23 protein-coding genes are annotated in these 23,682 nt (G+C 67.2%); 13 read left to right on the forward strand and 10 right to left on the reverse strand.

Annotated elements, in window-relative coordinates; translation table 11 throughout:
• Positions 1–46: 46 nt before the first annotated feature.
• From ACFSGX_RS10200 to ACFSGX_RS10210, 3 genes are all read left to right on the forward strand, one after another.
• On the forward strand, positions 47–649 hold the full coding sequence (locus ACFSGX_RS10200; protein WP_380929592.1) for an MlaC/ttg2D family ABC transporter substrate-binding protein: 603 nt from the start codon (positions 47–49) through the stop codon (positions 647–649).
• Positions 650–732: 83 nt separating this feature from the next.
• The gene (locus ACFSGX_RS10205; protein ID WP_380929593.1) at positions 733–975 is read left to right on the forward strand and encodes a DUF4170 domain-containing protein; all 243 of its coding nucleotides are present in this window, start codon (positions 733–735) and stop codon (positions 973–975) included.
• 17 nt (positions 976–992) lie between these two features.
• Positions 993–1,673: a phytanoyl-CoA dioxygenase family protein gene (locus ACFSGX_RS10210; RefSeq protein ID WP_380929595.1), complete on the forward strand. Its 681-nt coding sequence runs from the start codon at positions 993–995 to the stop codon at positions 1,671–1,673.
• Between the two features lie 13 nt (positions 1,674–1,686).
• On the opposite strand, the gene ACFSGX_RS10215 is transcribed toward ACFSGX_RS10210, so the two are convergent.
• From ACFSGX_RS10215 to carA, 5 genes are all read right to left on the reverse strand, one after another.
• Positions 1,687–2,310, reverse strand: a complete 624-nt coding sequence (locus ACFSGX_RS10215) for a rhomboid family intramembrane serine protease (protein ID WP_380929597.1) — start codon at positions 2,308–2,310, stop codon at positions 1,687–1,689.
• Positions 2,311–2,341: 31 nt separating this feature from the next.
• The gene (greA, locus tag ACFSGX_RS10220; RefSeq protein WP_157175566.1) at positions 2,342–2,818 is read right to left on the reverse strand and encodes a transcription elongation factor GreA; all 477 of its coding nucleotides are present in this window, start codon (positions 2,816–2,818) and stop codon (positions 2,342–2,344) included.
• Between the two features lie 81 nt (positions 2,819–2,899).
• Positions 2,900–6,247: a carbamoyl-phosphate synthase large subunit gene (gene carB / locus ACFSGX_RS10225; RefSeq protein ID WP_380929599.1), complete on the reverse strand. Its 3,348-nt coding sequence runs from the start codon at positions 6,245–6,247 to the stop codon at positions 2,900–2,902.
• Between the two features lie 3 nt (positions 6,248–6,250).
• Positions 6,251–6,598, reverse strand: coding sequence for a ribonuclease E inhibitor RraB (locus tag ACFSGX_RS10230; protein WP_380929601.1), 348 nt, complete (start codon positions 6,596–6,598; stop codon positions 6,251–6,253).
• Between the two features lie 26 nt (positions 6,599–6,624).
• A complete protein-coding gene (gene carA, locus ACFSGX_RS10235) occupies positions 6,625–7,794 on the reverse strand; it encodes a glutamine-hydrolyzing carbamoyl-phosphate synthase small subunit (protein WP_380929603.1) in 1,170 nt (389 codons plus the stop codon).
• Positions 7,795–7,928: 134 nt separating this feature from the next.
• On the opposite strand from carA, the gene ACFSGX_RS10240 reads away from it, so the two are divergent.
• From ACFSGX_RS10240 to ACFSGX_RS10275, 8 genes are all read left to right on the forward strand, one after another.
• Positions 7,929–8,384 (forward strand): GatB/YqeY domain-containing protein, encoded by a 456-nt coding sequence (locus tag ACFSGX_RS10240; RefSeq protein ID WP_157175562.1) that lies wholly within the window; start codon positions 7,929–7,931, stop codon positions 8,382–8,384.
• Positions 8,385–8,397: 13 nt separating this feature from the next.
• The gene (gene dnaG, locus ACFSGX_RS10245) at positions 8,398–10,269 is read left to right on the forward strand and encodes a DNA primase (RefSeq protein ID WP_380929604.1); all 1,872 of its coding nucleotides are present in this window, start codon (positions 8,398–8,400) and stop codon (positions 10,267–10,269) included.
• 18 nt (positions 10,270–10,287) lie between these two features.
• Complete coding sequence (rpoD, locus tag ACFSGX_RS10250; RefSeq protein WP_380929606.1) at positions 10,288–12,306, forward strand: RNA polymerase sigma factor RpoD; 2,019 nt, start codon at positions 10,288–10,290, stop codon at positions 12,304–12,306.
• Between the two features lie 388 nt (positions 12,307–12,694).
• A complete protein-coding gene (locus ACFSGX_RS10255; protein ID WP_380929607.1) occupies positions 12,695–13,345 on the forward strand; it encodes a DUF6975 family protein in 651 nt (216 codons plus the stop codon).
• Positions 13,346–13,414: 69 nt separating this feature from the next.
• Positions 13,415–14,260, forward strand: coding sequence for an AAA family ATPase (locus tag ACFSGX_RS10260; RefSeq protein ID WP_380929609.1), 846 nt, complete (start codon positions 13,415–13,417; stop codon positions 14,258–14,260).
• Complete coding sequence (locus ACFSGX_RS10265) at positions 14,257–14,823, forward strand: hypothetical protein (RefSeq protein WP_380929611.1); 567 nt, start codon at positions 14,257–14,259, stop codon at positions 14,821–14,823. Before ACFSGX_RS10260 ends, ACFSGX_RS10265 begins: the two co-directional genes overlap by 4 nt.
• 10 nt (positions 14,824–14,833) lie before the next feature.
• On the forward strand, positions 14,834–16,012 hold the full coding sequence (locus tag ACFSGX_RS10270) for a vWA domain-containing protein (protein ID WP_380929612.1): 1,179 nt from the start codon (positions 14,834–14,836) through the stop codon (positions 16,010–16,012).
• Positions 16,013–16,064: 52 nt separating this feature from the next.
• Positions 16,065–17,144, forward strand: a complete 1,080-nt coding sequence (locus tag ACFSGX_RS10275) for an acyltransferase family protein (RefSeq protein WP_380929614.1) — start codon at positions 16,065–16,067, stop codon at positions 17,142–17,144.
• Here the strand turns inward: ACFSGX_RS10275 and ACFSGX_RS10280 are convergent.
• Positions 17,077–18,165, reverse strand: coding sequence for an anhydro-N-acetylmuramic acid kinase (locus ACFSGX_RS10280; protein ID WP_380930031.1), 1,089 nt, complete (start codon positions 18,163–18,165; stop codon positions 17,077–17,079). The two genes, ACFSGX_RS10275 and ACFSGX_RS10280, sit on opposite strands and share 68 nt — an antisense overlap.
• A 57-nt stretch (positions 18,166–18,222) precedes the next feature.
• On the opposite strand from ACFSGX_RS10280, the gene tyrS reads away from it, so the two are divergent.
• Positions 18,223–19,428: a tyrosine--tRNA ligase gene (gene tyrS / locus ACFSGX_RS10285; protein ID WP_380929615.1), complete on the forward strand. Its 1,206-nt coding sequence runs from the start codon at positions 18,223–18,225 to the stop codon at positions 19,426–19,428.
• 217 nt (positions 19,429–19,645) lie between these two features.
• Here the strand turns inward: tyrS and trxB are convergent, their stop codons facing one another.
• The 3 genes from trxB to trmD form a co-directional block, all read right to left on the reverse strand.
• The gene (trxB, locus tag ACFSGX_RS10290) at positions 19,646–20,611 is read right to left on the reverse strand and encodes a thioredoxin-disulfide reductase (protein ID WP_380929617.1); all 966 of its coding nucleotides are present in this window, start codon (positions 20,609–20,611) and stop codon (positions 19,646–19,648) included.
• Positions 20,612–20,868: 257 nt separating this feature from the next.
• Positions 20,869–21,258 (reverse strand): 50S ribosomal protein L19, encoded by a 390-nt coding sequence (gene rplS / locus ACFSGX_RS10295; RefSeq protein ID WP_157175552.1) that lies wholly within the window; start codon positions 21,256–21,258, stop codon positions 20,869–20,871.
• Complete coding sequence (trmD, locus tag ACFSGX_RS10300) at positions 21,255–22,001, reverse strand: tRNA (guanosine(37)-N1)-methyltransferase TrmD (RefSeq protein ID WP_380929619.1); 747 nt, start codon at positions 21,999–22,001, stop codon at positions 21,255–21,257. Before trmD ends, rplS begins: the two co-directional genes overlap by 4 nt.
• Before the next feature lie 73 nt (positions 22,002–22,074).
• Between trmD and ACFSGX_RS10305 the strand changes: the two genes are divergently transcribed.
• Positions 22,075–22,998, forward strand: a complete 924-nt coding sequence (locus ACFSGX_RS10305; RefSeq protein WP_380929621.1) for an NAD(P)/FAD-dependent oxidoreductase — start codon at positions 22,075–22,077, stop codon at positions 22,996–22,998.
• Positions 22,999–23,124: 126 nt separating this feature from the next.
• Here the strand turns inward: ACFSGX_RS10305 and rimM are convergent, their stop codons facing one another.
• On the reverse strand, positions 23,125–23,604 hold the full coding sequence (gene rimM / locus ACFSGX_RS10310; protein ID WP_380929622.1) for a ribosome maturation factor RimM: 480 nt from the start codon (positions 23,602–23,604) through the stop codon (positions 23,125–23,127).
• Between the last annotated feature and the right edge of the window lie 78 nt (positions 23,605–23,682).

The following is a 23,682-nucleotide window of genomic DNA, read 5'->3' on the forward strand; positions in this document are numbered from 1 at the left end:
TTCCCATGGCGGGGACGCCGTAGTCGTGTTTACAGGAGTTCTTTTCATGCGTGCATCCATTCGCACCGCTTTCGCCGCAGCCATCATGTCCGCCGGCGCGGTCGTGCCCCTGCTTCCCGCCACCGCGCAGGTCCGGATCGACAACAGCGATCCCGCCCGGTTCGTCGATACCCTGTCCGACGCCGGCCTCGGCGCGCTCCGCACCGGTAACCGCACCGCCGCGCGTGCGCAGTTCCGCACGCTGCTGGCGCAGCATTTCAACATCGACCAGATCGGCGACCGCCTGATCCGCGCGCACATCGCCCGCATCACGCCGCAGCAGCGCGCAGCCTACAAGGCGGCTTTCCCGAGCTTCCTGATCAACACCTACGCCGATCGTCTTCAGCAGTACGCCCGCGCCGACGTCAAGGTCATCCGCGTTGCTCCGGCCGGCAACACGGCACAGGTCATGACGCAGGTCATCCAGCCCGGCGCGAGCCCGATCAACGCAACCTGGACCGTCGATCGCACGAGCGGCAGCTGGAAGGTCAGCAACCTGACCGTCGCCGGGATCAACCTCGGCATCACCCAGGCGAACGACTTCAACTCGGTGATCCAGCGCCAGGGCTTCGACGGCCTGGTCAAGCTGATGCAGTCCCGCGCGGGCTGAGCGCCGGCTTGGGGGTTGTAAGGGGTGCGGATCGCAGTTAGTCGGTCCGCAACCCCGAACCCTACGGCATCGGACATTTTTGTATGAGCAGTCTCCATCTCGTTTTCGGCGGTCGCGTCTCCGATCCCCGCACTCTCGACTTCGTCGAGCTGCCCGCGATCGACTTCGTCGGCGTCTTCCCGAACTACAAGGCCGCCGAGGACGCATGGCGCGCCGCCGCGCAGCGCACGGTCGACGATGCCGAGATGAAATATGTGGTCGTCCCGCTCCAGCGGATGCTCGAACCCGCCGGAACCGCCGGCCAGCCTCCTCGCGAGGTCGGCTGAGTTCGCCGAGGTCGCTTATGACTGAGCTGAGCGACCTCACGCTAAAACGCGACGGCGCTTCGCTTCATTCCGGCGCAGTCGCCGACGTTGTTCCCAACCTTTTGGCCGAACTCTCCTGGCTACCCACCGGACGCGCGGGTGTCCGCCTAACAGGCCACACCGCCCTTGCCACAATGCTGATGCCGTCCGGACGCATCGGCCGTCTTGCCGCCCGAGCACTCGACGCAGCCTGTCTCCCGGTCCGCGCCATCCTGTTCGACAAGAGCGCCGCCACAAACTGGGCGCTCGGCTGGCATCAGGATCGAACGATCGTCGTGAAAGAGCGTCACGACATGCCGGGGTTCGGCCCGTGGACGATCAAGCAAGGCCTCCAGCACGTGGCCCCGCCCTTCGCTTACCTGTCAGCCATGGTCACCCTTCGGGTCCACCTCGACGACGTCTCGCCGGACAACGCCCCGCTCCGCATTGCCGCTGGTACGCACCGGCTCGGCCTATTGCCCGAGCCGGTCATTCCCGGTGTGGTCGCTCGACATCCGCTGCATGACTGCACCGCCAAGGCAGGCGACGTCTGGATCTACGCGACGCCCATCCTGCACGCGTCCGACCGCGCAAAATCCGTGACGCGGCGGCGGGTCCTGCAAGTCGATTACAGTGCGAAGGCTCTCCCCAGCCCGCTCGAATGGCGCGGGATCGACTAACCCACCCCGGGCGTCAGGCCTTGCGCCAGTGCAGCCGCAACAGCGGCTTCGCCAGCAGCAGTCCCAGCAGGAACCCGCCGACATGCGCCGCCGCCGCGATCCGACCGCCGGACACCGTCGTCAGCCCGACAAGCAGCTGCAGCCCGATCCAGGCCGCCGCGAGCCACAGAACCTGCAGCGCGGCGCCCAGCCGCCCCTCGCGGAACCGCCCGCGCCGCTCGCCGTAAAGGAGCGCATAGGCGGCGAACAACGCCGACACCGCGCCGCTCGCACCGATCATCGGCGCCATCCCTGACGGATCAACGGCATATTGCGCGCCCGCTGCTGCATAAGCGCCGGTAACGTACAGGATCGCAATCCCCGGCCATCCGATCGACGGCTCGAGGTACCGCCCGCAGAACCCGAGCATCAGCATGTTGAAGGCGAGGTGGAAGATGCCCGCATGCACCAGCGTCGCGCTGAGCGGCGTCAGCCACACCGGTACCGCACCGCTCAGCGCCAAACCTCCGACCCGCGCCGGGATGAACCCCGCACTCACGGGAATGACATCACGCCACGGCCCGAGCGAGCCGACCGCCCACGCGACGACAGTCACTCCGACCAGGATCGCGGTCGCGCGTGCAGGCGGCAACCGCATACCGATCAGCCCTTGTTACGGTCGGTCGAGATCAGATGAACTCGATCTTCGACACGACATAATAACGATCGCCCGACGGGACGGTAACCTCGATCTCGTCGTCGATCGTCCGCCCGATCAGCGCACGCCCCAACGGCGAATTATACGAGATGCGCCCGAGCTTCGCATCCGCCTCGGTCTGGCCGACCAGCTGATACGTCACCGGCTTCTCGTCCTCGTCGATTAGGTGGACGGTCGCGCCGAACACCACCTTGTCGCCCGACAACGTCTTCGGATCGATCACCTGCGCACGGGACAGCTTGTCCTCGATGTCGCCGATCATCGCTTCGATCTGGCCCTGCCGCTCCTTGGCGGCGTGATACTCGGCGTTTTCGGACAGATCGCCGTGCGCACGCGCTTCCTCGATCGAATCGATCACGCCCGGCCGTTCGGCTTTCAGAAGCGCGAGCTGGTCGCTGAGCATCTTCTGCCCTTCCGCCAGCATCGGCATCTTGTCGACGGTCGCCATGAACCAAACCCTTTCGTACCATCGTCTTTACCGGCGCCGTCCCGCGTGGACGACGCCCTCACCTGTCCGCGTTGGGGGTGATCAGACGTTCAATCCCGGATAATATGCCTGCAACGGCCGCACTTCAAGGTTGCGGTCGCGCAACGCGGCGATCGCCCGCACCGTGGCGACGCTCGCCGCCGCGGTCGTGAAGTACGGAACGCGGTGCTTCAGCGCCGCCCGCCGGATCGACGCGCTGTCCTGCAACGACTGCCAGCCTTCGGTGGTGTTGAACACCAGAGCGATGCCGCCGTCGATGATCCGGTCGACGATGTGCGGCCGCCCCTGCGCCACTTTATTGACGACCTCCACCGGCACGTCGTGCGCCTTCAGATACGCCGCCGTCCCGTCGGTCGCGACCAGGCGGAAGCCGAGCGAGACCAAGTCGCGCGCCGCATCCAGGATCACCGGCTTGTCGCCCTCCTTGACCGACACGAAGACCGTCCCCGTCAGCGGCAGGACGACGCCCGCTCCAAGCTGCGCCTTGGCGAAGGCGGTCGGGAAATCGCGGTCGATTCCCATGACTTCGCCGGTGCTCTTCATCTCCGGCGACAGGACCGGATCGACGCCGGGGAACCGGTTGAACGGGAACACCGCCTCCTTCACCGCAACATGCGCGATGCGCCGGTCGATCGGTTGCAGGTCGGCCAGCATCTCGCCCGCCATCACGCGCGCTGCGATTTTCGCCACCGGCACGCCGATCGCCTTCGCGACAAACGGCACCGTCCGGCTGGCGCGCGGATTGACCTCGATCAGATAAACCGCGCCGTCCTTGACCGCGAACTGGATGTTCATCAGCCCGCGGACCTTCAGCGCGTGCGCCAGAACGACCGTCTGCCGCTCGATCTCCGCGATCGTCTCGTCGGACAGGCTGTACGGCGGCAGCGAACAAGCGCTGTCGCCCGAATGGACGCCGGCCTCCTCGATATGCTGCATCACGCCGGCGACCACCACGTCGGTCCCGTCGCACAGCGCGTCGACATCGACCTCGATCGCATCGCGCAGATACTGGTCGATCAGCACGGGGGACTCGCCCGACACCTGCACCGCGGTCGCGATATAGGTCTCCAGCTGCGCCGGCCCGTCGACGATCTCCATCGCGCGCCCGCCCAGGACATAGCTTGGCCGCATCAGCACCGGATAGCCGATCCGCTCCGCCACCGCGATCGCCTCCTCCAGGCTGCGCGCGATGCCGTTCGCCGGCTGCAACAGCTTAAGCGAGGAGATCAGGTCGGCGAACCGCTCGCGGTCCTCGGCCAGATCGATCGCATCCGGGCTGGTCCCCAGGATCGGAATCCCCGCCGCGGCCAGTTCCGCCGCCAGTTTCAGCGGCGTCTGCCCGCCGAACTGCACGATCACGCCGACCAGCGTTCCGTTCGACTGCTCGACATGCAGGATCTCCAGCACGTCCTCCGCGGTCAGCGGCTCGAAATACAACCGGTCCGACGTGTCGTAATCGGTCGACACCGTCTCCGGGTTGCAGTTGATCATGATCGTCTCGTACCCGGCGCCGCCCTGGGCCTCGGACCCGAGCGCGAAGCATGCGTGGCAGCAGCAATAGTCGAACTCGATCCCCTGCCCGATCCGGTTCGGACCGCCGCCCAGGATGACGATCTTGCGCTTGTCCGAAGGCTGCGCCTCGTTCTCCGCCTCGTCGAACGTCGGCGCTTCGTAGGTCGAGTACATATACGGCGTCTTGGCCTCGAACTCGGCCGCGCAGGTGTCGATCCGCTTGAACACCGGCCGCACGCCCAGCTTGTGGCGAAGCGCACGCACCTCCTGCTCGGTCACGCCGCCGGTCATCGCCTTCATCACGTCGTGGATCAGCCCCGATCCGCGCGCCTGCGCCCGGTCCATGCCGCGCAGATTGGCCGATTGCAGCGCCAGGAACGCCAGCCGCTTGTCGGAAAAGCCCATCGCCTTCAGCCGGCGCATGCCGGCCGCGTCGTTCGGCAACCCGTCGCGCGAAACCTGTTCCTCCGCGCGAATGATCGCCGCCATCTGCTCCATGAACCACGGATCGTAGCGCGCGATGCGGCACACATCGTCGACCGTGAACCCCTCGCGCATCGCCTGCGCCGCAACCAGCAGCCGGTCCGGCGTCGGCCGCGACAGCGCCGCTTCGATCACGTCGCGCCGCGCTCCGCGAAGATGCTCGACAAAATTGAGCCCGGACAACCCGGTCTCCAGACCGCGCAGCGCCTTCTGCAGGCTCTCCTGGAAATTGCGCCCGATTGCCATGACTTCGCCGACGCTCTTCATTGCCGTCGACAACAGATCGTCCGCGCCTTTGAACTTCTCGAACGCGAAACGCGGGATCTTGGTCACGACATAATCGATCGTCGGTTCGAACGCCGCGGGGGTCGCACCCGTGATATCGTTGTCGATCTCGTCCAGCGTGTAGCCGACCGCCAGCTTGGCCGCGACCTTCGCGATCGGGAAGCCCGTCGCCTTCGACGCCAGCGCGGACGACCGCGACACGCGCGGGTTCATCTCGATCACCACCAGTCGCCCGGACTTCGGATCAACTGCGAACTGGACGTTGGAACCGCCTGTTTCGACGCCGATTTCCCGCAAAACCGCGATCGATGCATTGCGCATGATCTGGTATTCCTTGTCGGTCAGCGTCAGCGCGGGGGCGACCGTGATCGAGTCCCCCGTATGGACGCCCATCGGGTCCAGATTCTCGATCGAGCAGATGATGATGCAGTTGTCGTTCCGGTCCCGGACGACCTCCATCTCATATTCCTTCCACCCCAGCACCGACTCTTCGATCAGCACTTCGGTGGTGGGCGATGCATCGAGCCCGCCGGTCACGATCGCGATGAACTCCTCGCGATTATAGGCGATGCCGCCACCCGTGCCGCCCATCGTGAAGGATGGCCGGATGATCGCCGGCAACCCGACCGTATCGATCAGCGCCAGCGCCTCGTCGACGGTATGGGCCACGTCCGACCGCGGGCTTTCCAGCCCGATCTTGTCCATCGCCTGCCGGAACTTCAGCCGATCCTCCGCCTTGTCGATCGCCTCGGCATCCGCGCCGATCATGACGCAGCCATATTTCGCCAGCGTCCCGTCGCGGTCCAGCGCTAACGCCGTGTTCAGCGCGGTCTGCCCGCCCATCGTCGGCAGGACGGCGTCGGGCCGCTCCTTCTCGATGATCTTGGCGACGATCTCGGGCGTGATCGGCTCGACATAGGTCGCGTCCGCCATGTCCGGATCGGTCATGATCGTGGCGGGGTTGGAGTTCACCAGAATGATCCGGTAACCCTCCTCTTTCAATGCCTTGACCGCCTGAGTTCCGGAATAGTCGAACTCGCACGCCTGCCCGATCACGATCGGCCCCGCGCCGATGATCAGGATGCTCGATATGTCGGTGCGCTTCGGCATGGCTCAGTGATCCGTCCCGGCTTCCAGATGGCAGCCCCAGCCATCATAGGTGACGCCGTATTTCTCGGCGATTTCCAGCATCCCGGCGGTCAGCGCGTGGATCAGCTCGCGCGTGATCGCCTGCTCGCGCACGACTTCCAGCACATGCTCGCCGTCGTCGCCCTCATACACCTCGTCCGCGTCCCAGCCCTGCGCTTCGAGCGCGTCGGCCAGCGCCTCAAGCTTCTCCGGATCGCCGACGAAGCCGACGTCGACGTCGCGCGGGATCTCGTGCCGGTCGCCATCGCCCGCCAGATGCTCGAGCAGCGTATCATCTTCGGCGAAATGCTCGGCCAGTTGCTCGTCGGTCATCGTCTTTCTCCAGTCGGAGGAATGGCTTAGGCGGCAGACTTCAGCTGCGCCACGAACTGTTCGAACAGGTAATGGCTGTCCTGCGGGCCGGGGCTCGCCTCCGGATGATACTGCACCGAGAAGGCCGGTTTGTCGGTCAGCCTCAGCCCCGCGAGCGACCCGTCGAACAGCGACACATGCGTCGCCTCGGCGTTCGCAGGCAGCGAGTTGGCATCCACCGCGAACCCGTGGTTCATGCTGGTGATCTCCACCTTGCCGTCCGACGTGCGCTTCACCGGGTGGTTCGCCCCGCGATGCCCCTGATGCATCTTCGACGTCGTGGCACCCACCGCCAGCCCGAGCAGCTGATGCCCCAGGCAGATGCCGAAGATCGGCTTGCCCACCGCTAGCAGTTCCTGGATCACCGGCACCGCATAGATGCCGGTCGCCGCCGGATCGCCCGGCCCGTTCGACAGGAACACGCCGTCCGGCCGATGCGCCATGACCTCGTCATAGGTCGCGGTCGCCGGCACCACCGTCACGCGGGCACCGGCCGCGACCAGGTTGCGCAGGATGTTGCGCTTCAGCCCGTAATCGATCGCCACGACATGCGGCCCCTCCGGGTTCGCCGCGTGCGTCGCGTAGCCCTCGCCCAGCGTCCACAGCCCGTCGTCCCAGCGATAACTCTGCGTCGACGACACGTCGCGTGCCAGGTCCATCCCCTCCAGCCCCGGCCAGGCCTGCGCCTGCGCTCGCAGCGCGTCGAGGTCGAACACCCCGTCGGCGGCATGCGCGATCACCGCATTGGGCGCGCCGTGGATGCGGATCGCGCGGGTCAGTGCGCGCGTGTCGATCCCCGATAGGCCGATCCGACCCTGCCCGCGCAGCCAGGCGTCGAACCGCTGCGTGCTGCGGAAATTGCTCGGGTCGGTCACGTCCTCGCGTACGATGCAGCCGAGCGCGTGCGGGTTGATCGCTTCGACATCCTCCATGTTCGCACCGACATTGCCGATGTGCGGGAATGTGAACGTCACGATCTGCCCGGCATAGGACGGGTCGGTCATCACCTCCTGATATCCGGTGATGGCGGTGTTGAAGCATACTTCGCCCACGGCAGCGCCCTCGGCGCCGAAGCCGCGGCCCCAGATGGTCTTGCCATCGGCAAGAACGAGCACGCCGGTCGCGCCATCGGGGCGCGCAGGATCGGTCTCGGCCACAGGCGGGCTCCTTTGTTGATGTCGGCGGGTAAGGCGGCGTCGCACTACGGACAGCAAGCCGGGGGGTCAATGTCTATCAAATTTAGCGGCTTTGCGCTAACCCGTCCGCTTTCCCGGACAAACGCCGAGGCTCCATGATTCGAGACGATATCGCAGCGGCGCAGATTGCCGCGATGAAGGCCCGTGACAAGGGCACGGTGGACGCCACGCGACTGATCCAGGCCGCGATCAAGAACCGCGACATCGAACTGCGCACCGCCACGACCATGCCGGACGACAACCTGATGGTCACCGAAGTGCTCGGCAAGATGATCAAGCAGCGCCGCGAATCGATCGACATGTTCGAAAAAGGTGGCCGCCCGGAACTCGCCGCCAACGAAGCGGCCGAGGTCGCCGTGATCGAACGCTTCCTGCCGACCCAGATGACCGAGGAAGAAGCCACCGCCGCGATCGACGCGGTCGCGACCGAACTCGGCGCGACGTCGGTCAAGGACATGGGTCGCGTCATGGCCGCGGTGAAGGCCGCGCATGCCGGCAAGATGGACATGGCGCGCGCCAGCGCGCTGGTGAAGGCGCGGCTGGCCGGGTGAAGGGCGTGCCCGCATGAGTCTCACCCCGCAATGGCTGGACGAACTGCGCGCCCGCACCACGCTCAGCACGCTGATCGGCCGCACGGTCAAGCTGCAGAAGGCGGGCCGCGAATATCGCGCCTGCTGCCCCTTTCATCAGGAAAAGTCGCCGAGCTTCTACGTCAATGACGAGAAGGGCTTCTACCACTGCTTCGGCTGCTCCGCGCACGGCGACGCGATCAAGTTCCTGACCGAGGCGCAGGGCCTGCCCTTCATGGATGCGGTCAAGGAACTGGCCGCCACCGCCGGCATGGAAGTGCCCGCCAACGACCCACGCAGCGCGGAGCGCCAGGCGCGCGCGATGGGCCTGCACGATGCCGTCGCCGCCGCCGCCACCTGGTTCACCGCCCAACTCGCCACGCCAGAGGCGGCGCATGCCCGCGCCTACATGGCCAAGCGCGGTGTCACGCCGGCGCAAGCACAGGCCTTCGGGTTCGGCTACGCGCCCGACGCGCGCAATCGGCTCAAGACCGCGCTTGCCGAATATGGCGTGCCGATGCTGGTCGAGGCCGGGCTGCTGATCCAGGTCGAGGACAAGGATCCCTATGACCGGTTCCGCGGCCGGCTGATCATCCCGATCCGCGACCAGCGCGGGCGGCCGATCGCGTTCGGCGGTCGCATCCTGGGCGACGGCGAGCCCAAGTACCTCAACTCCCCCGAAACCCCGCTGTTCGACAAGGGTCGCACGCTCTTCAACATCGACCGGGCGGGCGCCGCCGCGCGCAAGGCGGACCGGGTCGTGGTGGTCGAAGGCTATATGGACGTCGTCGCCCTCGACCGCGCCGGCATCGGTGAGGCGGTCGCCCCGCTCGGCACCGCGCTGACCGAAAGCCAGCTCGAACGGTTGTGGAAGATGGCCGACACGCCGATCCTCTGCTTCGACGGCGACAGCGCGGGGCAGAAGGCGGCCGCACGCGCCGCGATCCGCGCGCTCCCATTGGTCCAGCCCGGCCGCACGCTGCGTTTCGCGACGCTCCCCGCCGGCCAGGACCCGGACGACCTCCTCGCCAACGGCGGCCGCGCCGCGCTCGATGCCGTGCTGGAAAAAGCCGAGTCGCTCGCCGCCCGGCTCTGGTCGCTGGAGGAGAAGGCCGCACCGCTCGACACGCCGGAGGCCCGCGCCGGCCTGCGTCGTCGGCTGGCCGATCACGCCGCCACGATTGCCGACCGCGACGTCCGCGAACAATATCAGGCCGATTTCCGCGAACGGTTCGACGCCCTGTTCCAGCGATCGTCGGGCCAGTTCAACCAGTGGAGCGGTGCTCCCTCCGCCCGCGGCACCTGGAAGCCCGGCCGCGGCTTCATCCCCCCGCCCCGTCCGGTCACCGACCGCGCCCGCGCGATCGGCAACGATGGCGTAACGCAGATGGTCGTCGCCGCGATCCTGTCGGGCGTCCTGCGCCACCCCGCGGTGCTCCACGCCCATACCGAGGCGCTCGCCGCCCTCCCGATCCACGATCGCCGGCTGGGCGCGATCCGCGATGCGATGCTGGAGGCCGCGTTCGATTCGCAAGCGCTTGAAAGCGGCGGGCTTGCCCTCATATTGCGTAAAGGTGGCCATGAGGCCGTATCGGGAGAGCTGATCCGGACGAACGGTCTTGCCTTTTCCTTCCTCCGCGGCAATGCCGACCCGGATCGTGCAATGCGCGATCTGGGGGCAGTCATAGAAGCGGTGGTGGAACGCGCCGAACTGGAAGCCGCGCTCGACCGGGCAACCGATCGGTTCAAGGCGAACCCGGACGACGAGGCAGCGTTTGCCGAACAGTTGCGATTGGGCGCGGCACGCAATGCCGCCGCCGAAGCGCTGGCTACACTGGTGGCGGACCAGGACGGCCTCGGTAATTGAGATAGGGTATCGGACGGCATGGCGAAAACGAACACGGCGGATACGCAGGACAAACCGGATGCCGGTGATGCGCCGCTGATCGACCTGAACGATGCGACGCTGAAGAAGCTCATCGCGCGGGCCAAGAAGCGCGGCTACATCACCTATGACCAGCTGAATGCCGCCCTGCCGCAGGACCAGATGTCCTCCGAGCAGATCGAGGACGTCATGTCCGCCCTCAACGAGATGGGCGTCAACGTCGTCGAGAACGAGGAAGGCGGCGAGGAGGAGCAGGCCCAGGAGGACGCGCAGGACGACGCCGAGGAAACTCAGGACGACGGACCCGCGCAGGTTCTGCAGGCGACCGCCAAGAAGGAAACCGTCGATCGCACCGACGATCCCGTCCGCATGTACCTGCGCGAGATGGGCGCCGTCGAACTGCTCAGCCGCGAGGGCGAGATCGCCATCGCCAAGCGGATCGAGGCCGGCCGCGACACGATGATCCTGGGGCTGTGCGAAAGCCCGATCACGTTCAACGCGATCATCGACTGGTCGACCGCGCTCAACGAAGGCACGATCCAGCTCCGCGAGATCCTTGATCTCGACGCCATGCTGTCCAAGGGTCCGACGCCGGAGCAGGTCGAGCAGGCCGAAGAAGGCGACGAGATTTCCGAGAAGACCGCCGGCCCGTCGTTCAAGGACGAGCCCGAGCCCGAAGAGGCCGCGGTCGACGAGGAAGAGGGCAGCGAAGGCCGCCCCGCGCGTGCGTCCGACGACGAGGAGGAGGACAACACCCTCAGCCTCGCGCAGATGGAAGAGACGCTCAAGCCGCTCGCGCTCGAAAAGTTCGCGACGATCACCGCGCTCTACAGGAAGTTCGGCAAGATCCAGCAGGCCCGTCTCGTCGCATTCAGCGTCGGCGACGATTTCCCGGCTTCGCAGGAGCGCTCCTACCAGCGCCTGCGCGAGGAGCTGACGGAGCAGGTCGAGAGCGTCCAGTTCCACGGCGCGAAGATCGAATATCTCGTCGACCAGCTCTACAGCTTCAACCGGCGCCTCACCGCGCTCGGCGGCCAGATGCTGCGCCTGGCCGAGCGCCACAAGGTGCCGCGCAAGGCGTTCCTCGACGCCTATGTCGATCATGAGCTCGAGGACGGCTGGCTCGAGAAGCACAGCAAGACCGACAAGAAGTGGGCGGCGTTCGCGGCGGCCGAGGGCGACGCGGTCGAGCGCGTGCGTGCCGAGATCGGCGAGATCAGCCAGGCGACCGGCATGGCGCTCACCGAGTTCCGCCGCATCGTCAACATGGTCCAGAAGGCGGAGCGCGAGGCGCGCATCGCCAAGAAGGAGATGGTCGAGGCGAACCTGCGCCTCGTGATCTCGATCGCCAAGAAGTACACCAACCGCGGTCTGCAGTTCCTGGATCTGATCCAGGAGGGCAATATCGGCCTGATGAAGGCCGTCGATAAGTTCGAATATCGCCGCGGCTACAAGTTCAGCACCTACGCCACCTGGTGGATCCGTCAGGCGATCACCCGCTCGATCGCGGATCAGGCGCGGACGATCCGCATTCCGGTCCACATGATCGAGACGATCAACAAGCTGGTCCGCACCAGCCGCCAGATCCTGCACGAAATCGGCCGCGAGCCGACGCCCGAGGAACTGGCCGAGCGGCTGTCGATGCCGCTCGACAAGGTCCGCAAGGTGATGAAGATCGCCAAGGAGCCGATCAGCCTCGAAACGCCGATCGGCGACGAGGAGGACAGCCACCTCGGCGATTTCATCGAGGACAAGAACGCGGTCATCCCGGTCGACGCGGCGATCCAGGCGAACCTCAAGGAAACGGTCACCCGCGTCCTCGCCTCGCTCACCCCGCGCGAGGAACGCGTGCTGCGCATGCGTTTCGGCATCGGCATGAACACCGATCACACGCTGGAGGAAGTTGGCCAGCAGTTCAGCGTGACCCGCGAACGCATCCGCCAGATCGAGGCGAAAGCGCTCCGCAAGCTGAAGCACCCCAGCCGCAGCCGCAAGATGCGCAGCTTCCTCGACCAATAGGTCGGAGCCGAATCTCATACCGAAGGGGCCGCTCATCCACGATGGGCGGCCCTTTTCGTATGCGCAGACAAACGCCCCCTCTCCTTCAGGGGAGGGTTGGGTGGGGGCAACAGCACCGCCCGCTCTACGTCGCAACAACAAGCGATGACCCGCAACGACGGGTGAGACGAACCTCCTGATCCGTTTGGTTCGAGCCTGTCGAGAACCCTGCGCAGGGTTCTCGACAGGCTCGAACCAAACGGGCTGGGCGGTAACGCGATCGGAGGTCGCTCACCGACCCGTTCATGCAACACCACACCCTTAACCCGCTCTTCACCGTCTCTTTACGCCCCCCGATGTACACATCCTCGCACGCCCTACGGCGGCAAGACGGACGGAGCGTACACCAATGGCCTCACAGCCCACCCATCAGGCCAATCCGGGCAGTCTCGCGAAAGACCTCATCACGCTCGTCCAGCAGGACGGCAGCGCATCGCATGGCTGGGCCCAGGCCCTCCTCACAGGCGCCCCCCGCGACCTGTCCGACGCCGCGCATCAGTTCGCGGCACTCCACGCCCGCCACCCCGGCGTCATCGACCTCGCCGGCAACGTCGCGCTCCTCGCCCCGCTCGCCGACCGCATCGCCACCGCCTTCGCCGCCGAACGCGCCTACCTTGCCGCTTTGGTCGTCGCGGTCGGTCCGGTCCCCGGCACCCCCGGCCAGGCGCAGAGCGAAGCCGCGCTCGTCGCCCAGCGCCACGCGCTCGAAACGCTCGCCCAGTCCGACCGGACCGGCTGCGCCTGCGGCACCGTCACCGCCCTCCTGCTCGACTGGGCCGCAATCCGCCCCGTCCTCGACGCCGCCGCCCGCCACTTCGGCCTGACACCCCCGCCCAGCGACCTGCCCGACCCCACGACCCTGACCACGACGATCGACGCGGTCGAAGTCCCCCCGCTCGCCGGCCGCGCGGCCCAGTTTGGCGCACGCCAACTGCTGCTCCAGCATAACGGCCTCTGGGACCTGCTCGAAGCCCGCGCCCACGCCCGCGGCTCCGCCTGATCGCTTGCGACACGCGCCGCCTGCGCCTATCGCACCCGCATTGACGTTTGCGGAAAGGACCGGCGACCGATGCGCTTCGAAGGCACAGCCGACTATGTCGCCACCGACGACCTGAAAGTCGCGGTCAACGCCGCCGTCACGCTCCGCCGCCCGCTGCTCGTCAAGGGCGAGCCCGGCACCGGCAAGACCGTCCTGGCGCACGAGATCGCGCGCGCCGCCAACGCACCGCTGATCCAGTGGCACGTGAAGTCCACCACCAAGGCGCAGCAGGGGCTTTACGAGTACGACGCCGTCGCCCGCCTGCGCGACGGCCAGCTCGGCGACGCCCGCGTCCACGACATCGCCAACTATATCCGCCGCGGCAAGCTGTGGGATGCGTTCGAAAGCCCCGTGCTGCCCGTCCTGCTGATCGACGAGATCGACAAGGCCGACATCGAATTTCCCAATGACCTGTTGCAGGAACTCGATCGCATGGCGTTCGACGTCTACGAAACCGGCCAGACCATAACGGCGCGCGAACGGCCGATCGTCGTCATCACGTCGAACAACGAAAAGGAACTGCCCGACGCGTTCCTGCGGCGTTGCTTCTTCCACTACATCAAATTCCCCGATCGCGGCACGATGCAGGCGATCATCGACGTCCATTTCCCCGGCATCCAGACGATGCTCGTCACCCGCGCGATGGACATCTTCTACGAGATTCGCGACGTCCCCGGCCTGAAGAAGAAGCCTTCGACCAGCGAACTGCTCGACTGGCTCAAACTTCTGCTGGCCGAGGACATGCCGCTCGAGGTGCTGCAATCGCGCGATACGCGCAGCGCCATCCCCCCGCTCCACGGCGCGCTGCTCAAGAACGAACAGGACGTGATGCTGTTCGAACGGCTCGCCTTCCTCGCACGGAGACAGGGCGCATGAAGATCACCACCCTCCCCGCACTCGACGCCGCCCGCGACGCGGCGCGGTCCGAAGTCCACAAGCGCGCGTTCAAGGCGGGGGCCAAGGCCGCCGAACCGCTCGGCCTCGCCACCTCGATCTGGGGCGAAACGGTGACCGACCTGATCACCGACATCCAGGACACCTTCCAGCTGACCCCCGAACAGCGCGCCGCGATCGAGCCGCAGCTGCTCCACGGCCTCGGCGAACTCATCACCCACTACGCGCCCGCCACGGTCAAGGCCGGCACGCTCGCCACCGTCATGGCGACGCTCCGCGGCTCCTCTCTGGCCCGCAAGGCCGCGAACGGCGTGGCCGCACGTGCCGCGACCCGGATCGGCGGCCGCGTCGCGCGCCATGCCGGCGCCGGCGGCCTGGCGGCCCGTGCCGTCCTGCGCCGCGCCTGGGTCGTGCCGCTCGCGCTCGGCGGCGGCACGGGCGCTCTGTACGAGGTACTCGGCCGGCGCTGCATCAACGCCTGCTACGACCATCTCCACGCCACGATCGCCGGCCCCGCACCCGCCGCCATCGGCGCCCCGGTCTGATCCCCACCCCATGTTCCTGAACTTCCTGGATGCGTTGCGCAGCGCCGGCATCCCGGTCGGCATGAAGGAGCATCTCGTCCTGCTCGAGGCGCTCGACGCCGACGTCATCGCGCACCGGCCGGAGGAGTTCTACTATCTGTCGCGCGCGATCTACGTAAAGGACGAGAGCCTGTTCGACCGGTTCGACCAGGTGTTCGCGAGGATTTTCCGCGGCGTCTCGTCCGGCCCAGAGACGGACGCGCAGGCGATCCCCGAGGACTGGTTGCGGCAGGTCGCCGAGCGCTATCTCTCGCCCGAGGAGATGGCGAAGATCAACGCGCTCGGCGACTGGGACACGTTGATGCAGACGCTGCGCGACAGGCTGACGGAGCAGCAGGAGCGCCACGAAGGCGGGTCGAAATGGATCGGCACCGGCGGCACCTCGCCCTTCGGCCATGGCGGCTACAACCCCAAAGGCATTCGGATCGGCGGCGAGGGCCGCCACGGCCGCGCGGTGAAGGTGTGGGACCGCCGCGAATTCCGCAACCTGGACGACAGCCGCGAACTCGGCACCCGCAACATCAAGGTCGCACTCCGCCGCCTCCGCCGCTTCGCCCGGACCGGCGGCGTCGACGAACTCGACATGGACGCGACGATCGACGGCACCGCGCGCCAGGGCTGGCTCGACGTCCGGATGCGCCCCGAACGCCGCAATGCCATCAAGCTGCTGCTGTTCCTCGACATCGGCGGGTCGATGGACGGCCATGTGAAGCTGTGCGAGGAACTGTTCTCCGCCGCCACCGCGGAGTTCAAGCATCTCGAATTCTTCTACTTCCACAACTGCATCTACGAAGGCGTGTGGAAGGACAACAGCCGTCGCTTCACCGAACGCACGCCAACCTGGGACATCCTCCACCGCTTCGGCCACGACTATAAGCTCGTGATCGTCGGCGACGCTGCGATGAGCCCCTACGAGATCCAGGTCCCCGGCGGCTCCGTCGAGCATATGAACGAGGAGTCCGGTGCGACCTGGATCGAGCGGCTGACCCGCGTCTATCCCAGCGCCGCCTGGCTCAACCCCGCCCCGCGCTCGCATTGGGACTATTCGCAGTCCACCGCCATCCTGCGCAACCTGATGGGCGACCGCATGTACCCGCTGACGCTTGCGGGTCTCGACGACGCGATGCGCGCGCTGACCCGCAAAAGCTGACCATCTTCCTTACGCAACCGCTTCCTAACGGTTCGCGACTAGGACGGCGGTCATGATCGCCCCGCCCCCGCCCGCCCGCCGTCTTGTCGAACTCGACGCCCTGCGCGGGCTGGCGGCGCTGGCCGTCATGCTGTTCCACTACACCACGCGCTACACCGAGATGTACCCCGCCGCCCCGCAGCCAGTCTGGGCGGTGCCTTGGGGCCATCACGGCGTCGAGCTGTTCTTCGCGATCAGCGGGTTCGTCATCTTCGTGACGCTCGACCGCAGCCGCACGCTGGCCGACTTCGCCGTATCGCGTGTCTCGCGGCTGTTCCCGGCCTACTGGACCGCGATTCTGCTGACCTCGCTCGTCATGCTGCTCGCCGGCCAATACGACCTGCTCCGCACCCCGGCGGAGATCTTGGTCAACCTGACGATGCTGCAGGGCTTCCTCCGCGTCGCCCCGGTCGACGCCGCCTACTGGACGCTGTCGATCGAACTGGCGTTCTACGCCGTCATGGCGGTGATCTGGCGGCTTGGCCTGTTCCGCCACATCGGCGTGGTGCTGATCGGCTGGCTGCTGCTCCCCTGGATCTGGACCTACGCGCCCGCGCTGACCGGCCACACCCCGTCCTGGCTGCTCGGCCTCCTGCTGATCCAGGCGCAGATTCCTTGGTTCGCGATCGGCATCGCTGCCTACCGGCTGCGTTTGGGGTCCGGCGGCGGGGGCGGTTGGGCTTACCCCGTGATCGCCTTCGCGCTGGTCACGATCGCCGCCTGCCAGGGCCTGTCCGCGCTATGGGTCGCGGTGCCGGTCACGCTCGTCATGGTCACCGTCGCGACACGCGGCCTCCGCGCGCTACGCTGGCCGCCGCTCGTCTGGCTCGGCACCATCTCCTACAGCCTGTACCTGCTCCACCAGAATATCGGCCACGTCCTGATCGCCGCACTCGAACGACGTGGCACGGCCCCCTCTCTGGCGATCGCGATTACCATCATAGTCGCCATCGCACTCGCCGCTGCGGTGAGTTACGCGATAGAACGCCCCGTCCTGCACGCCGTCCGCCATCTCTGGTCGCGCGTCAGGCGACGCGGTGGATCACCCCCCCCGCCATTGGCGACGGCGCCCCGGTCGTCCCCGGAAAGCTGATCGGCAGCCCCGCCAGCGTCCGCACCGCCATATAGGCGAAGCCCTCCGCCTCGGTCGCATCACCGTCCCACCCCATCGCCTCGATCGGTTCCGCTGCGATCCCCGCCCGCTCGCCGATCATCCGCATCAGCGTGGCATTGTGCCGCCCGCCGCCCGCCACGAACAGCCGCAGCGGCCGCGCCGGCACCTGACGCAGCGCCAGAGCCACCGTCTCGGCCGTAAACGCGGTCAACGTCGCCGCCCCGTCCGCCGGCGACAGCCCACGCGCCGGCTGCATCGAGAAATCCGCCCGATCGAGCGACTTCGGCGCCGGCAGGTCGAACCACGGCGTATCGAGCATCCCGCCCAGCACGCTCTCGTCCACCCGCCCCGACCCGGCCAGCATCCCGCCGGCGTCATGGCTCACCCCCGCCTCCGCCAGCATCCAGTCGTCGATCAGCGCGTTTGCCGGCCCGGTATCGAACGCGATCAGACCGCCGTCCTCGCCGATCCACGTCAGGTTGCCGACCCCGCCAAGGTTCAGCACCGCCACCGGCCGCGGCAAATGCGCGCACAACGCCGCATGATAGACCGGGATCAGCGGCGCCCCCTGCCCGCCCGCCGCGACATCGGCCGCGCGGAAATCGGACACCACCGTGATCCCGACCATCTCCGCCAGCGCCGCCCCGTCGCCGATCTGCCAGGTCCAGCCACGGTCCGGCCGGTGCGCTACCGTCTGCCCATGGAACCCCACCACCGCCACGTCGGCAGCCGCCACGCCCGCCTCGGCCAGCAACTGCCGCACGGCCAGCGCATGGCGGTTCGTCACCATCTCGGCCGCCGCCATCACCGGCGGGCTGGCGCGCGGCCGTTCGAACTGCAACGCCAGCGCGGACGCCTCACGCAGTTGATCGCGCATCTGTTCGGAATAAGGATCGCTGCGGAACGCGACCGGCCGGACATGGCCCTCGCCGTCGGTCTCAACCAACGCCGCGTCGATCCCGTCGAGCGACGTCCCGGACATCAATCCGATCGCCAGCACGCTACCCCCAATCCCGCTACCCACCGCCCCGTTCCCCGTGCTAGACGCCCGCGCGCCATGACCGCTCATAAATCCGAACTCCTGCGCCTACTCGATAGCCGCGGCTACATCCACCAGACGACGGACGCGACCGCGCTCGATGCGCTCGCCTGCACCGGCGTCGTGCCCGGCTACATCGGGTTCGATCCGACCGCGCCCTCGCTCCACGTCGGCAGCCTGGTCCAGATCATGCTGCTCCGCCGCCTGCAACAAGCGGGGCACAAGCCGATCGTGCTGATGGGCGGCGGCACCGGCAAGATCGGCGACCCGAGCTTCAAGGACGAGGCGCGCAAGCTGCTGACCGGCGATACGCTGGCCACCAACGTCGCCTCGATCCGCCGCATCTTCGAACGTTTCCTGACGTTCGGCGACGGCCCGACCGACGCGGTCATGCTCGACAATGCCGAATGGCTCGACGCGCTCCAGTACATCCCGTTCCTGCGCGACATCGGCCAGCATTTCTCGATCAACCGGATGCTCAGCTTCGATTCGGTCAAGCTCCGGCTCGACCGCGAACAGTCTCTCAGCTTCCTCGAATTCAACTACATGATCCTGCAGGCCTACGACTTCCTCGAACTGTCGCGCCGCGCCGGCTGCCGGTTGCAGATGGGCGGGTCGGACCAGTGGGGCAACATCGTCAACGGCATCGAACTGGCCCGCCGCGTCGACGGAACGGAGGTGTTCGGCATCACCACCCCGCTGCTTACCACTGCCGACGGCGCCAAGATGGGCAAGACCGTCTCCGGTGCCGTGTGGCTGCACGAGGACCAGCTGCCGCACTACGACTACTGGCAATTTTGGCGCAACACCGACGACCGCGACGTCGGCCGCTTCCTCCGCCTGTTCACGGACTTGCCGCTGGACGAGATCGCGAGGCTTGAGGCGCTGGAAGGCGCGGAGATCAACGCCGCGAAGAAGGTGCTGGCGGATGCGGCAACGACGCTCTGTCGCGGGGCCGACGCCGCCGTCGAAGCAGCCGAAACGGCACGACGGACCTTCGAGGAAGGCAGCGCCGGCGCATCCCTTCCCACGATCGCCGGCCCGATCGGCGTCGTCGAAGCGCTGGTTGCCCTGGGTTTCGCTACATCCAACGGCGAAGCCCGCCGCAAGATCGGCGAAGGCGCGGTCAAGTTCGACGGCACTGCAGTCACCGAACCAAGCCAGACCCTTACCGCCGGCCGCCTCTCGCTAGGCAAGAAGAAGCACGCGCTGATCACCGCCTGACAGGGTAGTGCCCCGGCGGAGGCCGGGGCCCAGGAGAAACGGTGACGTCTAGGCCCCGGCCTCCGCCGGGGAACGCACCCGCGTCACGCTTCAAACCGTCCCCCCGCGGACGCGGGGGTCCAACTCGGTTCCTGGGACGACCATCGAAACAAGAAGAAGACTGGATCCCCGCCTACGCGGGGATGAGAGGGCAGCGGATTACGCCCCCCGAACAACCTTACTCTGCAGCCACCCGCACAAAATCCGCCTCGGCCAAGAACCGCTCCGCATCCAGCGCAGCCATGCACCCCGTGCCCGCAGCCGTAATCGCCTGCCGGTAATGCTTGTCCATCACGTCACCGCACGCAAACACACCTTCGGTGTTCGTCCGCGTCGTCCCAGGCTGCACCTCCAGATACCCGTCATCGTCGGTATCGAGATGCCCCTTGAACAGCTCGGTCGACGGATGATGCCCGATCGCCACGAACCCGCCGTCCACCGGCAGCCGCTCGATCTCGCCCGTCACCGTATCGCGCAGGTCGAGCGCCACCAGACCTTCGGTCCCGCCGCCGTCCACGAACTCGGCCACTTCGCGGTTCCACAGCACGTTCACGTTGGGATGCGCGAACAGCCGCTCCTGCAGGATCTTCTCCGCACGCAACGTATCGCGGCGGTGGATCAGCGTGACGTGATGGCTATGATTGGTCAGGTACAACGCCTCCTCGACCGCGGTATTGCCGCCGCCGATGACCGCCACCTTCTTCCCCCGGTAGAAGAACCCGTCGCACGTCGCACAGGCCGACACGCCCTTGCCGCGCAACGCCGTCTCGCTCTCCAGCCCCAGCCAGCGCGCCTGCGCGCCCGTCGCGATCACCAGCGTATCGCCGGAATAGATCGTGCCATCGTCGCCCACCAGCCGGAACGGCCGCTGCGACAGGTCGACCGACACGATCTGGTCCCACATCATCGTCGCGCCGACATGCTCGGCCTGCGCCTGCATCTGGTCCATCAGCCACGGGCCCTGGATCACGTCCTTGAACCCCGGGTAGTTCTCGACGTCGGTCGTGGTCATCAACTGACCACCCGGCTGGATCCCCTGCACCACGATCGGCGCCAGTCCCGCGCGCGCGCCATAGATGGCCGCGGACAGCCCGGCAGGACCGGACCCGAGGATGAGCATGCGGGTGGAATGAACGGCGGCCATGGTAACTCCGGTGATCGATATCTTGCGCGGGAGATAGGAGGACGCGACGCCAAACCCAAGCGGAACCTACGGCCGAGACCGCACCCCGCCCTCCTCAAACACGTCATCCCGGCGAAGGCCGAGATCTCCCTTCGGTAAAGAGCGCCCCCCCAGCCCAAGGGGGATCCCGGCCTTCGCCGGGATGACGAAGCGTGGCACACAAAGAAAAAGGCGCCGAGGTCACCCCCCGCGCCTTCGTCAACTCAGCCGTGAAATCCTCAAGCTTCGGTCGCGGCCTTGGCCGGGCGCGGATCGCGGCGCTCGGCGATACGGGCCGACTTGCCGGTGCGGCCGCGCAGATAATACAGCTTCGCGCGACGCACGACGCCGCGGCGCACGACGTCGATCGAATCGATGTTCGGCGAGTAGAGCGGGAACACGCGCTCCACGCCTTCGCCGAAGCTGATCTTGCGGACGGTGAAGGACGAACCCATGCCACGCTGTGCGCGGGCGATGCAGACGCCTTCATAATACTGTACGCGGGTCCGCTCGCCTTCGACCACCTTCACGCCGACCTTGACGGTATCGCCGGGACGGAACTGGGGGATGGCGCGTGCCGCGGTGTACTTTTCGATCTGCTCTGCTTCGAGCGTCTGGATGAGGTTCATCCCATCGGTCCTTTACGTCGTTGCCGCGCGCCAGAGGGCGACTGAACCCGAGCGTCCTCATGACGCTCCCAAAGGTCCGGCCGCCGTGACCGTGTATCGATCTCCGCCTGCGTCTTGCGCCATGCATCGATCTTCGCATGATCCCCCGATCGCAGCACCTGCGGGATCATGCGCCCTTCCCATTCCACCGGGCGGGTATAATGCGGATATTCGAGCAGCCCCGTTTCGAAGCTCTCGTCATCCCCGCTGGAAGCGGCACCCATTACGCCGGGAAGCAGCCGGACGCAAGCATCCAGCAGCGTCAGGGCCGCCATCTCGCCCCCCGACAGAATATAGTCCCCGATCGACACCGGTTCGATCGCGCGCGCCTCGAACAACCGCTCGTCGATCCCCTCGAACCGCCCGCACAATATCGTCACCCCCGGCCCCGCCGCCAGCGCCCGGACCCGGTCCTGCGTCAGCGGCCGCCCGCGCGGCGTCATGGCCAGCAGCGGCACGTCCGGCCGTCGTTCCACCACCGCATCCACCGCGCGCGCCAAGACATCGGCGCGCATCACCATCCCGGCTCCGCCGCCGGCCGGCGTGTCGTCCACCGACTTGTGCCGGTCGGTCGCATGGTCGCGGATCTGCACCGGCTCGCACGACCAGCGCCCGTCGGCCAGCGCCCGCCCGGCCATGCTCGCGCCGAGCGGTCCGGGGAACATCTCGGGGTACAAGGTCAGGATGGTGGCGGCCCAGGTCATGCGCGTTCCTTCATCCCACCAACATGGATTGGCAAGCGTGGAACGATCGTGCGACTGGCGGTTTGCCTGTCGCATGATCGAAAAGACCTACGACGCACTGGTAATCGGCGGTGGCCCAGCCGGGCTGACCGCGGCGATCTACCTCACCCGCTTCCACCTCGACACGCTGGTGGTCGATGCTGGCAAGAGCCGCGCGGCGCTCATCCCGCTCAGCCACAACCATGCCGGTTATCCGGAGGGGGTGCGCGGTACCGATCTGCTCGCCGATATGCAGGCCCAGGCGGCGCAGTATGGCGCCCCGGTGACGCCCGGCGCGGTGACGAAGCTCCACCGTCACGCCGACGGTCGCTTCTTCGTCGAACTCGACGGCGGCACCACCCTGTTCGCGCACAGCGTGCTGCTCGCCACCGGCGTCGTCAACAAGCGCCCGCCGATCGACGACGACGTCCATCACGAGGCGCTGGAACGCGGCCTGCTGCGCTACTGCCCGGTCTGCGACGGTTACGAAGTGACGGACCGCAAGGTCGGCATCATCGGCACCGGATCGCACGGCATGAAGGAAGCCGTCTTCCTGCGCAGCTACACGCGCGACGTGACGCTGATCTCGCCCGACGCCGAACATTGCTTCAGCGACGACGAAATCGCCAAGCTCGACGACCTCGGCGTCGTGCGCGTCGCCGGCCCGTGCGACCGGCTGCGGATCGAGGGCGACAGCCTCATCGTCCCCACCCCGCAGGGCGGCCTCGCGTTCGACAGCGTCTACCCCGCGCTCGGCTCCGACATCCGCTCGCGCCTCGCGGTCGATGTCGGCGCGGACGCCGGCGACGACGGCTGCATGCACGTCGACGATCATCAGCGCACCTCGGTCCCCGGCCTCTACGCCGCGGGCGACGTCGTGATCGGCCTCGACCAGATCAGCCACGCCATGGGCGCCGCCGGCGTCGCCGCCACGACGATGCGCAACGACCTGGCGGAGAAGCGCGCGCTGGTTAGATAAAGAACGAAAGTCCTTACGCGTCGCCCCGGGCTTGACCCGGGGTCTCCGCTGCCTTTCGACACAAGGCAGAAGAAGCGAGACCCCGGATCAAGTCCGGGGTGACGTGAGTCAAGGGGAAACCAAACCTCAAACCAGAAACGCGTCGTCCACCACCACCCGGTCCGGCTCCAGCACCGCAGCCGGTTCCTTGAACGGCATCATCGCCCGCTTGCCGTCCGGCCGCTCGACCTCGATCACGTCCCCCGCGCCGAAATTCTCGATCGCCACGACCTGACCGATCACCACCCCCGCGGCATCGACGCACGGCAGCCCGATCACGTCCGCATGATAATATTCGCCGGGCTCAAGCGGCGGCAGCGCAGACCGCGGCACCGATAATTCGGTCCCGCGCATGGCCTCCGCCCCGTTGCGATCGGTGATCTCCGCGAACCGCGCGATCGCGCCGTTCCCACCGGGCCGCAGCGACTTCAGCGTCAGCGCCCCGTCGTTGAATGCGCCATGCGCCTTCAGGCCCGCCACATCCTCCGCGAACAGCTTCAGCCGGACCTCGCCGGCGATGCCGTGCGCGCCGATGATGACGGCCAGCGTGATCGGACGATCGGTCATAACGGTCCCCAAACGCGGAACCCGCCCACCGGCAAAAGCCAGCGGACGGGTCCGGAAATGGCGACCCTGTCACCGGGT

It is taken from the genome of Sphingomonas arantia, from assembly GCF_042682045.1.
Classification (GTDB): Bacteria; Pseudomonadota; Alphaproteobacteria; order Sphingomonadales; family Sphingomonadaceae; genus Sphingomonas_R; species Sphingomonas_R arantia.

Coding starts and splice junctions, on each gene's coding strand:
- ACFSGX_RS10260 (WP_380929609.1), top strand. CDS start 13,415: ATGCGCTTCGAAGGCACAGCCGACTATGTCGCCACCGACGACCTGAAA.
- trmD (WP_380929619.1), bottom strand. CDS start 22,001: ATGACCTGGGCCGCCACCATCCTGACCTTGTACCCCGAGATGTTCCCC.
- ACFSGX_RS10255 (WP_380929607.1), top strand. CDS start 12,695: ATGGCCTCACAGCCCACCCATCAGGCCAATCCGGGCAGTCTCGCGAAA.
- tyrS (WP_380929615.1), top strand. CDS start 18,223: ATGACCGCTCATAAATCCGAACTCCTGCGCCTACTCGATAGCCGCGGC.
- rpoD (WP_380929606.1), top strand. CDS start 10,288: ATGGCGAAAACGAACACGGCGGATACGCAGGACAAACCGGATGCCGGT.
- ACFSGX_RS10275 (WP_380929614.1), top strand. CDS start 16,065: ATGATCGCCCCGCCCCCGCCCGCCCGCCGTCTTGTCGAACTCGACGCC.
- dnaG (WP_380929604.1), top strand. CDS start 8,398: ATGAGTCTCACCCCGCAATGGCTGGACGAACTGCGCGCCCGCACCACG.
- ACFSGX_RS10305 (WP_380929621.1), top strand. CDS start 22,075: ATGATCGAAAAGACCTACGACGCACTGGTAATCGGCGGTGGCCCAGCC.
- rimM (WP_380929622.1), bottom strand. CDS start 23,604: ATGACCGATCGTCCGATCACGCTGGCCGTCATCATCGGCGCGCACGGC.
- ACFSGX_RS10240 (WP_157175562.1), top strand. CDS start 7,929: ATGATTCGAGACGATATCGCAGCGGCGCAGATTGCCGCGATGAAGGCC.
- ACFSGX_RS10265 (WP_380929611.1), top strand. CDS start 14,257: ATGAAGATCACCACCCTCCCCGCACTCGACGCCGCCCGCGACGCGGCG.
- ACFSGX_RS10230 (WP_380929601.1), bottom strand. CDS start 6,598: ATGACCGACGAGCAACTGGCCGAGCATTTCGCCGAAGATGATACGCTG.
- rplS (WP_157175552.1), bottom strand. CDS start 21,258: ATGAACCTCATCCAGACGCTCGAAGCAGAGCAGATCGAAAAGTACACC.
- ACFSGX_RS10210 (WP_380929595.1), top strand. CDS start 993: ATGACTGAGCTGAGCGACCTCACGCTAAAACGCGACGGCGCTTCGCTT.
- ACFSGX_RS10205 (WP_380929593.1), top strand. CDS start 733: ATGAGCAGTCTCCATCTCGTTTTCGGCGGTCGCGTCTCCGATCCCCGC.
- ACFSGX_RS10215 (WP_380929597.1), bottom strand. CDS start 2,310: ATGCGGTTGCCGCCTGCACGCGCGACCGCGATCCTGGTCGGAGTGACT.
- greA (WP_157175566.1), bottom strand. CDS start 2,818: ATGGCGACCGTCGACAAGATGCCGATGCTGGCGGAAGGGCAGAAGATG.
- carB (WP_380929599.1), bottom strand. CDS start 6,247: ATGCCGAAGCGCACCGACATATCGAGCATCCTGATCATCGGCGCGGGG.
- ACFSGX_RS10200 (WP_380929592.1), top strand. CDS start 47: ATGCGTGCATCCATTCGCACCGCTTTCGCCGCAGCCATCATGTCCGCC.
- ACFSGX_RS10270 (WP_380929612.1), top strand. CDS start 14,834: ATGTTCCTGAACTTCCTGGATGCGTTGCGCAGCGCCGGCATCCCGGTC.
- trxB (WP_380929617.1), bottom strand. CDS start 20,611: ATGGCCGCCGTTCATTCCACCCGCATGCTCATCCTCGGGTCCGGTCCT.